Source organism: Butyrivibrio sp. FCS006, assembly GCF_000424525.1.
Taxonomy (GTDB): domain Bacteria; phylum Bacillota; class Clostridia; order Lachnospirales; family Lachnospiraceae; genus Butyrivibrio.
In genome coordinates this window covers 81,279-95,943 of the sequence record NZ_AUKB01000008.1, presented here as the reverse complement: position 1 = coordinate 95,943, position 14,665 = coordinate 81,279, and the positions used below count along the sequence as shown (strand labels likewise).

At 42.8% G+C, this 14,665-nt stretch carries 12 protein-coding genes; 3 read left to right on the top strand and 9 right to left on the bottom strand.

The features are described 5' to 3' along the window. Positions 1-3 precede the first annotated feature (3 nt). Positions 4-1,497 carry a threonine synthase gene (gene thrC, locus G633_RS0100435; protein WP_026518766.1) on the bottom strand — a complete coding sequence of 498 codons (1,494 nt, stop codon included), beginning with the start codon at positions 1,495-1,497 and terminating at the stop codon, positions 4-6. Positions 1,498-1,604: 107 nt separating this feature from the next. Between thrC and G633_RS0100430 the strand changes: the two genes are divergently transcribed. After that, a complete protein-coding gene (locus tag G633_RS0100430) occupies positions 1,605-2,402 on the top strand; it encodes a hypothetical protein (RefSeq protein WP_022767355.1) in 798 nt (265 codons plus the stop codon). A 26-nt stretch (positions 2,403-2,428) separates the two neighbouring features. Further along, on the top strand, positions 2,429-3,313 hold the full coding sequence (locus G633_RS0100425) for a YitT family protein (protein ID WP_026518765.1): 885 nt from the start codon (positions 2,429-2,431) through the stop codon (positions 3,311-3,313). A gap of 46 nt (positions 3,314-3,359) precedes the next feature. On the opposite strand, the gene G633_RS0100420 is transcribed toward G633_RS0100425, so the two are convergent. From G633_RS0100420 to glyA, 4 genes are all read right to left on the bottom strand, one after another. Continuing rightward, positions 3,360-6,113: a hypothetical protein gene (locus tag G633_RS0100420; protein WP_026518764.1), complete on the bottom strand. Its 2,754-nt coding sequence runs from the start codon at positions 6,111-6,113 to the stop codon at positions 3,360-3,362. Between the two features lie 28 nt (positions 6,114-6,141). Next, complete coding sequence (locus G633_RS0100415; RefSeq protein ID WP_022767358.1) at positions 6,142-6,468, bottom strand: hypothetical protein; 327 nt, start codon at positions 6,466-6,468, stop codon at positions 6,142-6,144. Positions 6,469-6,555: 87 nt separating this feature from the next. Then, a complete protein-coding gene (locus tag G633_RS16875; RefSeq protein ID WP_051199830.1) occupies positions 6,556-7,842 on the bottom strand; it encodes a glycoside hydrolase family 3 N-terminal domain-containing protein in 1,287 nt (428 codons plus the stop codon). Positions 7,843-8,572: 730 nt separating this feature from the next. Further along, on the bottom strand, positions 8,573-9,811 hold the full coding sequence (glyA, locus tag G633_RS0100405) for a serine hydroxymethyltransferase (protein ID WP_022767360.1): 1,239 nt from the start codon (positions 9,809-9,811) through the stop codon (positions 8,573-8,575). A gap of 155 nt (positions 9,812-9,966) precedes the next feature. Between glyA and G633_RS0100400 the strand changes: the two genes are divergently transcribed. Then, positions 9,967-10,944, top strand: coding sequence for a diacylglycerol/lipid kinase family protein (locus G633_RS0100400; RefSeq protein WP_026518763.1), 978 nt, complete (start codon positions 9,967-9,969; stop codon positions 10,942-10,944). A 41-nt stretch (positions 10,945-10,985) separates the two neighbouring features. On the opposite strand, the gene G633_RS0100395 is transcribed toward G633_RS0100400, so the two are convergent. The 4 genes from G633_RS0100395 to holA form a co-directional block, all read right to left on the bottom strand. Then, positions 10,986-11,702 carry a serine/threonine protein phosphatase gene (locus G633_RS0100395; protein WP_026518762.1) on the bottom strand — a complete coding sequence of 239 codons (717 nt, stop codon included), beginning with the start codon at positions 11,700-11,702 and terminating at the stop codon, positions 10,986-10,988. A 130-nt stretch (positions 11,703-11,832) separates the two neighbouring features. Beyond that, positions 11,833-12,858: a glycosyltransferase family 2 protein gene (locus G633_RS0100390; RefSeq protein WP_026518761.1), complete on the bottom strand. Its 1,026-nt coding sequence runs from the start codon at positions 12,856-12,858 to the stop codon at positions 11,833-11,835. Between the two features lie 3 nt (positions 12,859-12,861). Further along, entirely contained in the window at positions 12,862-13,476 is a 615-nt protein-coding gene (locus G633_RS0100385) for a DUF1653 domain-containing protein (RefSeq protein WP_026518760.1), read from the bottom strand. Between the two features lie 75 nt (positions 13,477-13,551). Continuing rightward, the gene (holA, locus tag G633_RS0100380; RefSeq protein ID WP_051199829.1) at positions 13,552-14,577 is read right to left on the bottom strand and encodes a DNA polymerase III subunit delta; all 1,026 of its coding nucleotides are present in this window, start codon (positions 14,575-14,577) and stop codon (positions 13,552-13,554) included. Between the last annotated feature and the right edge of the window lie 88 nt (positions 14,578-14,665).

The following is a 14,665-nucleotide window of genomic DNA, read 5'->3' as shown; positions in this document are numbered from 1 at the left end:
AAATCAGATTCCAAGAAAGGCCTTAACTGCTCCCTCCATTTCTGTTCTGTCGACAACAGTCTTGTGTCTTATATCTGCATTTCTGATGCTTGATACTGCTGCAGGAATTTCAACTCCTGAAACTTCAGAAAGCTCATCAGCAAGTTCAAAATCATCCTTGCTCTCATCGTTTCTTCCAAGAGCGCTCATTACGCTTCTTGTAAACTTGTAAGGGCTTGCTGTTGAAGCAATGACTGTAACAGTCTTATCGCCTGTTTCGCTCTTATACTTATTATACACCGAAGCAGCTACTGCTGTGTGTGTATCGATGAGATATCCTGATTTTTCAAAAAGATCTTTTATTGTAGCGAAGGTCTCTTCTTCTGTTGCAAATCCGCCGTAAAAGTCAGAGAGCTTTTCTTTCATAGCATCTGTTATCTCATACTTGCCTTCTTTGGTGAGTTTCTCCATGTATGCAGCGTCTGCTTCAGAGTTATCACCTGCGATGTGGTAGATAAGTCTCTCAAGGTTTGATGAGATAAGAATATCCATTGAAGGTGAGCTTGTAAGTACAAACTCACGGTTTCTGTCGTACTCACCTGTCTGGAAGAAGTCGAACAGTACCTTGTTTGAGTTTGATGCGCAGATCAGCTTGGCGATCGGCACACCCATCTTGCTCGCATAGTAAGCAGCAAGAATGTTACCGAAGTTACCTGTTGGAACAACTACATTTATAGCGTCATCGTCTGCAATTCTGCCCTCCTTAAGAAGTCTTGAATATGCATATACGTAGTAAACGATCTGAGGAACCAGTCTTCCGATGTTGATGGAATTGGCTGATGAGAACTGGAAGCCCTTGGAATCCATAACGCTTCTGAGTTCTGCGTCTGTAAAGATCTTCTTAACACCGTTCTGGGCATCGTCGAAGTTACCTTCAATACCGATTACACAGGTGTTGTCACCCTTCTGAGTAACCATCTGCTGTTCCTGGATGGGGCTTACACCGTGTTTAGGGTAAAAGACAATGATCCTTGTGCCGGGTACATCTGCAAAGCCTGCAAGTGCAGCCTTTCCTGTATCTCCACTGGTCGCTGTCAAAATAACAATCTCATTCTTAACTGCATTCTTCTTGGCAGCTGTTGTCATGAGATATGGAAGGATTGAAAGAGCCATATCCTTGAAAGCGATTGTTGATCCGTGGTAGAGCTCTAAGAAGTATGCTCCGCCAGCCTCTGATAAAGGAGCGATCTCCTCTGTATCAAACTTAGAATCATAGGCGTGAGAAATGCAGTACTTAAGCTCTTCTTCAGTGTAATCAGTAAGAAGCAGTTTCATTACTTCATAAGCTGTTTCCTGATATGAAAGGGATGCAATCTCCCTGAGTGATTTCTCAAGATGTGGGATGTGATTTGGAACGTAGAGTCCACCGTCAGGCGCAAGACCGCGCAGAATAGCTTCTGATGCCTTTATACTCCACTTATCTCCTCTGGTGCTTGAATACAAAACTTCCTTGGGCATTGGTTCTCCTCCATTTTGACACGTAGATATAAATTCATATAAAATGAATGTATAAAAACAAATTTTCACTAAAGTATACCATAATACTGCATCATTTGGGGAGTAAAATGAGCAAAAAAAATTATATTGGTGTATATTCGACTTTTCTAAAAGACGGAACTCCTTCCTACAGAGCTTCCATAACCTATTTCGGCAAGCATATCTCCCTCGGAAGCTACAGCAAGATCACAAAAGCTTCAAGAGCTTATAAGGAGGCTGCTGCCGTTCTTGAAAACAGCGCCTTAGGTATTTCCTCCTACAAAAAAGATATGGCACTAAGCTTCGACAAATTCGTATCCCTTATAAACTACAGAGATAAGGGTATGTATATATCAAATCCCATTTACCTTGAAAAGAAATATTTCCTGTATTACTTATCACCAACTCAGGTTCTTAAGTTCGATATCGACGACCTCTTCTACTACTCATCCCACAAGATCATGCAAAGAGGGACTCATCTGTTTGTGGCAGATTACGGAAGCCAGTTGTCAATCCGTGAGCGCTACGGCATAAAGAGCTATGCAGTGGAAGGCAGAGACTACCGCTTTGCCAACGACGATCCCTGTGATTTTCGTTACGAGAACATCATCATCCTGAACAGGTATCGTGGAGTCAGACAGTTTGCGGAAAAAGGCTTTATAAAGTACAAAGCGGTAATTCACGTCAAGAGCAACTACGTTGTCGGCAAGTACAACACTGAATCAGAAGCTGCAATTGCCTATAATAAAGCCGCTGATATCCTGATAAAAAACGGCGTAAAAAAAGCCTTCCAGCTAAACTACGTGGAAGACTTATCCCCCTCACAGTACGCCGATATTTATATGAACACTAAGATTTCTCCAAAAATATATGAAATAAAGCGTTAATTACGCAAAAGTTGTATACTTATACTATGAAAAAAACAGATACCAGAAAACTTAAAATGATGCTCAGAAAAGATGCTGTAAGGCTCGTTGTAGTCCTTTTGGCTGCTTTTCTCATGGCCATGAATATCAATTCCTTTGTAAATGCCGGAGGACTTTACCCCGGAGGAGCAACGGGAATTGCTATTATCATTCAGCGTATCGCTCTTAAATACTGGGGCTTATCTATTCCTTACACCCCTGTAACAGTTCTTTTAAACGCAATTCCCGTGTACATTGGTTTTAAGTATATCGGAAAGAGGTTCACCCTCTTCTCCCTGGTCATGGTAGTAGCAAACGGTTTCTTCGTCGATTTACTACCGGACTACGCTGTAACTCAGGATCCGCTTCTTGTCGCTGTATTCGGAGGCCTTTTAAATGCCATCGCAATAACCATGTGCCTCGAAGTTGATGCAACCAGCGGCGGAACAGATTTCATTTCCATATTCCTGTCCCAGAAAAAGGGTGTCGACGCCTTTCCCTATATCCTGGCCGGAAACGTCGTGATCCTCAGTATCGCAGGTATTTTGTTTGGTCTTGATAAAGCTCTTTATTCAATGATATTCCAGTATGTTACAACCACAGCTCTCCATGCGCTGTACAGAACATATCAGCAAAGGACCCTTTTTATCATCACCGATATGCCCGACAGAGTCTGTTCAATGATCTATTCCGTCTGCGGACACGGAGCAACGCTAATCGACGGCGAAGGCTCTTTTGCCCACAAGAATAAAAAGATCGTGTACTCCATCGTAAGTGCAGCGGACACCAGAAAAATAATCCCAAAGATACGCGAAATTGATCCGAATGCTTTTATCAATTCCATACGAACTGAGGAGATCACCGGTAACTTCTATATGAGACCAAGAGACTAATAAAAAAGAGATGCTTCCATCACGGAAACATCTCTTTTATTATGGATTATTTGTTTACTTTTTCTTCCTGTTTCTTTTTATGCTTAGCATACATCTCCCTTCCGGCTTCACCAAAGAGTGCTATGAGAAGCAGCCACCACAGTCCCATCTTTTCTTCCTTGATATTATCTTCCAGAATACCCTTGGCTGATGCTTCATCCTCGATATTTACATATGCCTGATTCTCATCCTCTGTGAATTCTCCGGTCTCTGTTTCCACTGTCTCTGCAAGAGCAGTTGCGCCATCTTCGATAGTAGTCGTCTCACCGGTTGCAGCTTCTTCTCCGGCTCCTTCTGCAACATCTCCGGTTACTGTCTCTTCTGTGCCTGCTGCCAATGCATTCTCGGAAGCCTGACGGGCTGCACGTCTCTGATCAACTGCCGCAGGTGCTGCTTCCTGTACAGGGGTTTCTGCCGCAGCTTCTGCTACAGTGGCTGCAGGTGCTACAGGTGCTATTGGTGTTCTGCTTGCCGCTTCGCTTGTTATCACAGCCTCAGCTACCGCTCCGGCTACTCCGTCTGAAATCGTGACAGACACAGGGCGTCTCGGGTTAAGACGAAGAAGTGTGTTATCAAGATCCGTCTTAGCCTGGCCAAAGCCTTCTTTAATCTTATCAAGATTCTTCTGCGCTGTCTCAACCTTCGCATTGGACTCTTCAAGCATGCCATCCAGCTCGGTAAGTACCTCTCTCACGGTCATCTTGTTGAGCTCATCTGCCTTCTCCGCGCTGACTTCAATTCCAAAGTATGATGCTACATCATCAACTCCAAGAGCCTTAGTCGCAAGTACAGACCTCTTCTTCTGGCTCTTTAGATCATTTATTGCTTCGCTCAAGGTATCAGCCTCATACTGAGCTATCTGCACAGCCTGCTGTGCTTTTGCTGTCGCATTCTCAAATCCCGCATACTTACCGGCAAGTTCTGCTGCATTGCCGGCAGCTGTGGCATTTCCATTGATAAATGCATTTAGAGCCTGACTTTCCTTGACAAGCTGTTCCACCTTATCAATTCCGAGTCGATTCATTGTTGCCTTTGCATAATTGTTCTTGTCATTGGTTGTATAGTTAATGACATTATGATCAGCACCAACAACCAGACAGTCAGCATTGTGAAACAGATTGTTCTGGTTCTGAGAAATCTTATCCACTGCTGCACCGGAATCCTTCAGAGTCATGGTTCCGTCGGCATTTACTACAACTTCGCCGGATGCGATCATCTCATTTATTTCAGCTGTAACCTTATAGACTCGCTCACCGTCCAGATTAAATGCATAGACATCAAGGATGCCATCTTTGGTTTTCTCTTTTATTTCACTTGTTTTGCCTATCAAACCAGGATATTTTTGTGTGAGATACTTGTTGGCCGCAATCTCATCTTCGGTCTTTTCATATACAACGATTACATTTCCGTTACTAGCTCTTGCTCCATCTTGCCAGTTATCATTAACAAATGATTTCTCGGCGCTATCCCAGTTGAAGTACTTTTTACCCTGAACTATCTCACCGTCATCGTTTCTGTAGTAGAATGTAACCTTAGCTGCATTACACTCCTGTTTATCAAAGGACTTGATCTTCTCATCATTGTCATTTCCGTCCTTCATGTACTGCCACTTGATCTCGTATCCTTCGCCCCTTACCACATCAATTCCAAGTCTCTTTGTAAGGTAATAGTTCTCAACAACCTGCTCCATTACAGAACGGTTCTTCTTGATGTCACCACCTATCTTGCCTGCCCAGTTATCGCCACTTGCCTGTTTAAGAGCATCAGCATCAATTGCATCATCAAGCTTATCCCCCACAAGTTCAAGAGCTCCTGCCAGATTATCGACTTTCTGCTGCGCAGCATCGATATCCTTCTGAGCCTCAGCAGTCTTATCTTCGGCGCTCTTAATCTTATCGCCAAATTCCTTCTCGGCCTGCTCCATTTTCTCTTCAGCAGCCTTAAGGTTTGCTGAAGCAGCTTCGTACTGCTTGGTGAGGTTATCATAGAACTCTTTCATTGCATCAAGAGTTGACTTTGTATCCTGTACAAGCTTATCGAGATCTTCATATGCCTTATTTGCTTCTTCAGGTGTCTGAGCTTCTTTTATGGATTCAATGAGAACATCAGCTTTTTCCTGTGTCTCGATGGAATCCTGAACCATATGCTCAGCCTTCTCTGTAGCATACTTAACATCTTCGAATGCAGCCTTAGCTTCATTCTCCATATCCTGTTCATAAACAGAAGCCTGCTTGTCAGCTGCACCGGCGTCGTTAAGATCCTGCTTAACCTCTGTAGCTTTTTCAGATGCAGCATCAAGAGAAGACAGTGCTGAAGGATCATTTTCACCGTCGTTAACTACTGCATTTGCAGCTTCTATAACCTTGTCTATTGCTTTATCTGCTTCCGTTTTCTTTGTTGCATCTATTCCGGCTGCTTCTCCGGCAACAGCTGCGTTTTCAGAAGAAAGAATCTCTTCTACTGCAGCACCGGCTTCTATCTTAGCACTCTGAAGTTCGTCTTCGGATGCTTCTGTAGCTTCTCCTGCAGCTGCATCCGCAACTACCTGAGCCTGTTCTTCTGCTTCCTGCGTAACTGCAGGAGCTTCCGCCTCAGTAGAAGCGACGTCACTCTCAGTTGTTGTATCCGGAAATTCTTCAGGTGGAGCTGTAGCCTCGCCGTTTGCATACGCAGTAACCGGCGTTGCAAGAGCCATCATCGCCGAGATTCCGACCGTAAGAGCAGAAACCAACTTTTTGTTTTTGAGATCTTTCTTCATCATAGTAATTTACCTCACCCCTAAAAAACTGTTATTCCTCTGAATCTGCATCAACTCCGATTTGCTCGAACAAATACTCAAGTACATCAGATGTGAACTTTTTAGCCTTGAAGGCAACAGACTTCTTGCTTCCTACTTCCTGATCTTCTCTGACTGCCTCTGAGTACATGATCATTGTCTCTGTAACTACGATCATGTCTCTTCCTACAAGATTAGGTACTCGCTTATCGATCGTGATAGCGATTCCCAGAGGACTGACGTTCTTAACCTGTCCGTAAAACTTCTCCAGAGTCTGCCTGTCAACGATAACACTGTTTGCCAAAAATTCAATTCTGTTGATACTTCTGCGTTCTTCCATGTTTTCCCCCTGTTATCCAGTATTATTTTTATTTGTCTTTAGTGAAATAAAAAAGGGACGCATATGCATCCCTTAATTTTAGAATTATCAGCCCCCCGAAGATATGCGCCCTACTTTGTCGGCGTATTTGATACTGTAAATTCTTCTGAGGGATTCATTGATTCTCTCTTCGCTGATGTTACCGTCCTGAACCTCTGCCAGTAAGCCAGCGTATGCCTCTTCAAAATTTTCAGGAATGTATATCATATCTGCTCCAGCCTTAACGGCTGCTATAGCAGCATCTTTCGATGTGTAATACTCAGTAACTGCTTTTTCATTCAAAGGAGCTGTTATAACTATTCCGTTAAAACCAAGTGCTCCTCTAAGTTCATCCTCCACGATCTTATCTGAAAGACAAGCCGGTGTATTGTCTCCGGTAAGTTCCGGGAGTGAAATGTTTGATACCATTATTGCTCCGATTCCGGAATCAATGGCGTTTTTGAAGACCTCATACTCGCCTATGACAAGATCTTCTCTTGTAGCTTCACTTGTCGCCATGCCCGAAGCCGTATCGCCTTTTAGCGGGAACAGATATCCGCAGGAAGTAACTCCTGCATCCTGTATACCTGTCATATAAGCGCTTGTCAGCTCTTTTACCGTATCTATGTCAGCTCCGAACAACGCTTCTTCAGATACTTCCATATCAGGCGTTATTGCGAAATTGAAACCGTTCTTAAATAGTTCAGAACCCGCTTTATTACCTGCATTTATCGATGTTTCCGTATCGGTTATCTCTGCATCGGGTCCTGTTCCCAAAGTGGTCTTAACCGAATCCGCCGCAGCCGATTGCTCCGAAAGGATGGTGAATATCGGATACTTACTCATCGTAGCTGTGGTCTCCAGCATCTCTTTTATCTGATCTGTAGACTTGATATTCTTGGGAGCATATATTACTCCGCCAACAGCGTAAGATGCAAGTGCTTCCTGCGTACCGGTTCCTGCCTTGACGGCTGTATCAACTCCTGTCAGCTGTTCGGGCGTAACCAGGAAAAGGCCTGCCACCTTATCCTCTAAAGTCATCTCCGAGAGAATATTTCCGAGTACCTCATCCATCAGTTCTTCTTCGGTGTATTCCTGTACTTCTTCCGTTTCCTCAGGAGTTTCTATTACAGCAGGCTCAGAAGATACCTCTTCTGTTGCCTCCACTGTAGCCTCTTCTGCAGCAGGCTTGCTGCCCAAAGCTTTCCTCAGCATGTGAATACCGAATATCAGGAGTCCTAATACTACTACAACAATCACACCCAAGGTTATATATGCAGCCATCTGGCTCTTTTTTCTACGCGCTCTGCGAGCCAGTCGCTTCTCATCAAAGTCCTGTTCGTCAAATCGTGCCATCTGTTTCCCCATTCAAACTTTTTTCTAGTATATATGATAGCACAAATTTAGCACTGCGCATATATAAAGCAAGCACGACGCTTTTTTTGACTTTTGATCCCTATATGCGCACAAAAATCGAGGGCAGAAGCTTCATCCATATTACCTGCTTCTGCCCTTATGCCGAGTACTCATCAAATTCAATTGTTATTACGTCCAACGGACTAATCCTCCAATTCTCAGCCTCATCGTTCCATTAACTTTTGCATTCATATGCTGTGGTTGCAAGGTGGAGATATTGTCATAACCACTAATCATGTACTTGAAGTGCTGTAGTTCTGATACTTACTTTCTTTCTAACTAAATACTTCTAAAAACTATTTTATAAAACTAACTTAGTATGCTGGTGGAGTGTACCATCCTTTCCTTGAATATTTTAATTACCTATCCCTTTGGAGTGTACCTGCCTTTCTTTCTCCCCGGCTCTGTTTGTTCTATATACCTGGGGCGAAGTATTTTCGATATCTTATAAGTATCTCTTGATGGTTTTATTATATTCACCGCCTACTAATTTGTCAATACATTTTTTAATTTTCCGTTGATTATTTAGAAACTATCGTTCTAATTGTAGTATTTTCTGTTATTTATTCTAATTGTATATTCATTTTATACAATTCTGCAAATAAAAGAACTGCTACATCAAAGCCTTGATATAGCAGTTCAAATATTATGTCAATTCAGATTTGATAAATTAGTCAAGGGGATATTTGTCAGTCAATTTTTTAATAATTGCTCTTGCTTCGTCGTTCTTCTCACCCTTGTTCTTGATAACAATTGAGATAGCCTCTGCGATCTGATCCATATCCTCAGTGTTCATGCCTCTTGTTGTTACAGCAGGTGTTCCGAGTCTTATACCGCTTGTAACAAATGGAGACTGCTGCTCATTAGGAATTGTGTTCTTGTTGGCTGTGATATGTGCATCGTCGAGCCATGCTTCAACTTCTTTTCCTGTAAGGCCGAAGTTTGTGAGGTCGATGAGCATAAGGTGGTTATCTGTTCCGCCTGATACGATCTTGATTCCACGGCTCATAAGTCCGTTGCAAAGGGCCTTTGCATTGTCAATGATGTTCTGTGCGTACTGCTTGAATTCAGGTGAAAGAGCCTCTTTGAAGCAGATAGCCTTAGCTGCTACTACATGCTCAAGTGGTCCGCCCTGGATGCCCGGGAATACAGCCTTGTTGAACTTGTACTTATCCTGAGCTTCCTGATTCCAAAGAATAAGTCCTCCTCTTGGTCCACGAAGAGTCTTGTGAGTTGTTGTAGTTACAACATCTGCGTATGGGAATGGGCTTGGATGAAGTCCTGCAGCAACAAGTCCTGCAATGTGAGCCATATCTACCATGAGAACTGCTCCGCAGGCATCTGCTGCTTCTCTGAATTTCTTAAAGTCAATGGTTCTGCAGTAAGCTGAAGCACCTGCGATGATGAGCTTGGGCTTATGCTCTACTGCGAGCTTGTACATATTGTCGTAATCAAGGATTCCGTTGTCATCTACACCATAAGGAACAATATTGTAGTATGTTCCGGAAATATTGGCGCTGCTTCCGTGGGTAAGATGTCCGCCCTGCTCAAGGTCCATACCCATGATGGTGTCACCGGGCTTAAGGAGTGCAAACTGAACAGCCAGATTTGCCTGAGCTCCTGAGTGAGGCTGAACGTTAACATAGTCGCAGTGGAACAGCTCTTTTGCTCTTTCTCTTGCTATGTTCTCAACCTTATCTACAACATAGCAACCGCCGTAGTATCTTTTCCCCGGGAGACCCTCGGCGTATTTGTTTGTAAGCGGACTTCCCATAGCTGACATAACAGCCTTGCTGGTCCAGTTCTCTGATGCGATCAGCTCGATGTGGTCATTCTGGCGAGCTACTTCTTCCTCGATCAGGGAAGCAATTTCCGGGTCAACCTTCCTAACTTCTTCCAATGAATACATTTACCAAATCCTCCTGAATCTTTACATAAGACTTTACGCATTTACAGTTTAATGCGTTAAAGCAACATCCCCGTTATAGTATCATACTCTCTCTAAAAATTCTATAGTTTTTATGCTACAATTTAATACGAAAATATTTTGATTGGGGGATGAGCATGTATTACTGCGTAGTTAACCCTTCTGCCAGATCAGGCAAAGGAAAAGATATCTGGGAATTACTTGAAAAGAAATTCATAGAAAAAGGTCTTGAGTACAGAGCTGTATTTACCAAGGGGCCGGGACATGCAACAAAACTCGCAAGCAGCCTTACCGAACCCAAGTCATCAGACAGTGATGCAGATTCACCGATCAAACTCATTGTCCTTGGCGGAGATGGAACTCTAAACGAAGTCATAAACGGGATACAGAATTTCGAGAAAACTCTCGTAGGCTATATTCCCATCGGCTCCAGCAATGATTTTGCAAGAGATCTGTCTTTTCCCAAAAAACTTGATGACCTGATCGCACAGATCCTCAAGGCTGAAAACATAAGAACGCTGGATCTTGGAAAGCTCACCTATAACTCAATGTCCAGGGAGACTTCCCGCCTTCATGAGGATTGCATAGCAGTCACAAGGCTCTTTGACGTCAGTGCAGGAATCGGGTTCGATGCTGCAGTATGCGAACAGGCTCTCTCATCAAATACCAAGAATTTCCTAAACAAGATAGGTCTTGGAAAACTCACCTACGGCTCCATCGCTTTAAGACAGCTCTTTGGCGCAGAGAAAGTAGCCTGTGAGATAACTCTTGATGATAAAAAGACAATTCGCTTAAACCGCTTTATCTTTATAGCAGCCATGGTGCATCACTACGAGGGCGGAGGCTTTAAGTTTGCTCCGGGTGCGGATCTCACCGACGGAAAGTTTGACCTCGTCTATGCAGGTGATATGCCATCAGCCAAGATGCTCCTTGCGCTTCCTTTATCCTTTATCGGTCACTACTTCTGGATAAAAGGCATCGGACATCACGTTGTTCAGAAGGTATCAATAAAGACACAAAAGCCACTGTGGGTTCACACAGACGGTGAAGTCTCAGTTAAGTCAGACCATATAACTTTCGAGTGCCTTAAGCAAAAACTCAGAATGATGAATTAATAAAAAAGCTCCCTGCTTTTTCTTAAGCAGGGAGTTTTAATTTAATCCAGGTTATATCGAACTGCCACTCTCTCTTCCTGCCTTGAGCAGAAGTTCTCGAGAAATGGTGAGTGGTAAAATACCATATAAAATATTGTTGCCATGATGAAAGCAGTGATCACATCATATACAGAATGCTGTTTGATAAACATTGTAGAGAGAATAATTGAAACGCCAATAAAATCACTTACTATCTTGGCTGTCTTATTACATCTCTTGCAGTGGTGAACAGCAATCATCGTTCCGATTGAGTTATATACATGGATGCTGGGCCAAAGATTAGCCGATGAATCCGTGCTGTATATTATCTGCACAAGGTGTGTAAATACATTGTCCCTTGGCATCACTACAGGTCTTAAGTGATGCATATTCGGAAACAGTGTTGATACAACAAGGAACACTGTCATTCCGGTAGCCAGGAAAATGAAGTTCTTGTAATAGTCCTCAACTTCAAACGAGAACAGGAAAAACAAGAGTGTCAATGATACATACAAAAACCATGTATAGTAGGGTAAAACAAAAACCTCCACAAATGGGATCACGTCATCGACAGCTGTATGTATGATTGAATAGTGTGTAAATGTATGCTTCTCGATGGCAATAAACCAGATCATATAGATGGGCGCATAAATCAGGATAGGCAGGGCAAGATGTAAAATATCGGCCATCCATGCCTTATCTACCGTCCTTCCGGTCCACTTTTCATATTTTTTTTTCATAATATTCCTCAATAACAATTCAAGCTAAACACAATGATGAAGTTTATTCTAGCACTTTATATGGTGATGTAAATCATCAGAATCACCATAAAATATGCTAAATAACGTTAAGTTTTAGGAAAATTATCCATTAGTTGAAATGGAAAATCTTCTGTAATAACTTATATCCGGCCAGTGTGATCTTTCTTCCTCCCTTGCCGGGCAGATAGATGTAAGTACCCTCAATACTGTATCTGATCTTGGTATAGAGCAGGAAATTCTTCTCTTTAATGTAGTCAAGGAGCTCCTGTCTCTTGGCCAGATTCTCTTTTGTGTCCTCTGTGATCAAAAGAACTGACGAAATAGCTGTTATTATCTCGAGATAATTAAACATATACTTATGGCGCTCTTTCTGTGAACGAATCATGCCATAGTTCTCTACATAATAATCAACCATGAGCTTGTTGACCTTGAGCTGCTGATCTATACGGGAGAGCATGATCTGCTGATTAACCGACTGATCTTCTCTACCGATGTAGTAATAGTAGAAATTCACATCAAGGTAGTACATGTTCTTAACAAAAGGAAGCGGATTGAACACGTAAATATTATCTACATAGAAGGTATGCTCAGGGAGCATAAGTCCACACTGTCTGAGGAGCTTGGTCCTGTAAATAACAGAGTGCATAAGAAGGTAATGTCCCTTTGGAGTTCTCTTTACATCCTTCCAGGTAAAGAGCTGTTCAATGGGGAACATTGACTTGTAGCGCATAACCTTGTGGCGCTTCTCCCCTACTTTGTTATATACAAAGTTACTGATAAGAAGATCAAGCTGCTTATCACCACCTGCAAGCTCAGCAAGGGTGCTGAGTATCTTTCTGTACGCAATCTCTTTTACCCAGTCATCTGAGTCCACAACCTTAAAGAAAAGTCCTGTGGCATTCTCAATACCGGTATTAACGGCTGAACCGTGTCCGCCGTTGGGTTTGTGGATAGCTCTGCAGATTGTAGGATACTTAGCTTCATACTGGTCTGCTATCTCTGCTGTTCTGTCCTTGGAGCCGTCATCAACAATGAGGATCTCAACCTCTTCTCCGCCAACAAGCAGTGAATCGATGCACTTCTCCATATAATCCTGTGAATTGTAACAAGGTACTGCAATTGATAATAACTTCATTGATTAACTCCTTAATCTGGTACTCTCAAATTTCTCCATGGTTGTAAGGCAGGTGCGAAGGTCATTGTATCTGTCATACACATCTCCCTCATTGACCACAACTCCGACTGACATGGCCATGATATCAATCATATCATTTGTTATTATTGGCCTTAATTTGGATAAAATGTCGTTCTTCTCAGATGCCAGATCCGCATCCATAAACTGGATGACCAGCGGATCAATATTCAGCTCCTGAGCTTCCTCGTCCACACTCTTTTCCATGATAACGGATTTCTCGGTGGGTTTGAAGTTGAACATAGGCTTTTTAGCCGGTTCTTTCTCAGGTTCTTTTTCCGGTTCTTCTAAAGGCTTTGGAGTAACCACCCTCTCTGATCTGTCATCCGTGGGAGTTACCTTTTCAAACCTCATCTTCTGTTTGACATCCGGATACTTGTCTCTGTCAACCTCCGACATGAACATATCAAGAGGTCTTACATAAACCTTGTAATCTCCGTACAAAGCCTGATACACTACCATCTCTTCTCTTGTCTCGGAATGAATCGCGATGGTAAGCACCTGGTACATATTGCCCTTAAAATGTCTGTAAATCTCTTGTGGTCTTGGTCTGTCTGCCATAAACACCCCTCTTTGTGGCCCCCGGCCACACGTTTATATAGTATAATTCAACATTTGCACATTTTCAAATATCTTTTATCCGGCACTTCTCTTGGACGTGGAACCAATGATCACCATTTCCACGCTGATTATGTAATCCAGTTTGCCGGTCTTTACCGCTTCATCGTTGGATGCACATAATTCAAGCGCATCCTTAAGCTGCTTGTATGAATAGTTCCTGGCCCAGTTCTGATACTTGCCAACAAGGAATGGTGCCAGCTTAAGTGCTGATGCAATCTGTCCTTTATCCCTTCGGTTGTCCGTCATCTCTTTTACCTGAAGCATCAGATTAAACTGCCTTGTGATAAGGGAAAGTATCTTGGCCGGTGGTTCCTTGAGGGCCAGAAGATCATAGTAGAGTTCCATGGCTCTCTTCTGGTCCTGAGCAGAAATAGCATCTGTCATGGCAAAAATCCTGCTGGTCAGATAGTTTGCGCATACACTCTCGATGTCAGCTTCGGTTATCTCATTTCTGTCTATACAGTAGCAAACAAGTTTTTCAATTTCAGTTGCTATGTTTGACATGTCAGTACCTACACGGTCTATAAACACTGCCTGAGCTCTAGGAGATATGGTCTTTCCATCCTGTGCGAACTTGGACTTTATCCATCTCATCAGCGTCTCATCGCTCTGTACATCACAGTCTATCTCAAATCCGAGTTTGCTTACTGCCTTGTAGATGTCTTTTCTCTTATCTACTTCCTTCTCTACAAAGATAAATAGCGTGGTATCGGACGGTTCCTTAAGATACTCAGCAAGCTCCGGACATCCGTTTTTAAAAAAGCCGCTGTCCTGGACGAGAATGACTCTCTTATCAGCAAGAAACGGCATAGTCTGCGCCATATCTATGATCTGTCCCGGTACGTTGCCATCTCCTTCATACCTATTAAAGTTCATGGAAGACTCATCGCACCCAAGAGCGTTTAGGAGCTTGTCCCTGTTCTGAAGGCGAAGATATGCTTCTTCACCATATATAAGGTAGCAAGGTTTAAAATTCCCACTGGCAATATCATCATTTAATTGTTTTTGTTTAGCCGGAAAATCCGTAGTTTTTGCTGCCATCTAAAAACACACCTCGTTTTCTATGTTAACATAATTGGCCTTTTTTTGATATACTAGATGAGCGCATAATTTTCTTTTAATAAGTTGA

What these genes read in the sequence shown, in the direction of transcription:
- thrC (WP_026518766.1), bottom strand. Translation starts at nt 1,497, where the DNA reads ATGCCCAAGGAAGTTTTGTATTCAAGCACCAGAGGAGATAAGTGGAGT.
- G633_RS0100430 (WP_022767355.1), top strand. Translation starts at nt 1,605, where the DNA reads ATGAGCAAAAAAAATTATATTGGTGTATATTCGACTTTTCTAAAAGAC.
- G633_RS0100425 (WP_026518765.1), top strand. Translation starts at nt 2,429, where the DNA reads ATGAAAAAAACAGATACCAGAAAACTTAAAATGATGCTCAGAAAAGAT.
- G633_RS0100420 (WP_026518764.1), bottom strand. Translation starts at nt 6,113, where the DNA reads ATGATGAAGAAAGATCTCAAAAACAAAAAGTTGGTTTCTGCTCTTACG.
- G633_RS0100415 (WP_022767358.1), bottom strand. Translation starts at nt 6,468, where the DNA reads ATGGAAGAACGCAGAAGTATCAACAGAATTGAATTTTTGGCAAACAGT.
- G633_RS16875 (WP_051199830.1), bottom strand. Translation starts at nt 7,842, where the DNA reads ATGGCACGATTTGACGAACAGGACTTTGATGAGAAGCGACTGGCTCGC.
- glyA (WP_022767360.1), bottom strand. Translation starts at nt 9,811, where the DNA reads ATGTATTCATTGGAAGAAGTTAGGAAGGTTGACCCGGAAATTGCTTCC.
- G633_RS0100400 (WP_026518763.1), top strand. Translation starts at nt 9,967, where the DNA reads ATGTATTACTGCGTAGTTAACCCTTCTGCCAGATCAGGCAAAGGAAAA.
- G633_RS0100395 (WP_026518762.1), bottom strand. Translation starts at nt 11,702, where the DNA reads ATGAAAAAAAAATATGAAAAGTGGACCGGAAGGACGGTAGATAAGGCA.
- G633_RS0100390 (WP_026518761.1), bottom strand. Translation starts at nt 12,858, where the DNA reads ATGAAGTTATTATCAATTGCAGTACCTTGTTACAATTCACAGGATTAT.
- G633_RS0100385 (WP_026518760.1), bottom strand. Translation starts at nt 13,476, where the DNA reads ATGGCAGACAGACCAAGACCACAAGAGATTTACAGACATTTTAAGGGC.
- holA (WP_051199829.1), bottom strand. Translation starts at nt 14,577, where the DNA reads ATGGCAGCAAAAACTACGGATTTTCCGGCTAAACAAAAACAATTAAAT.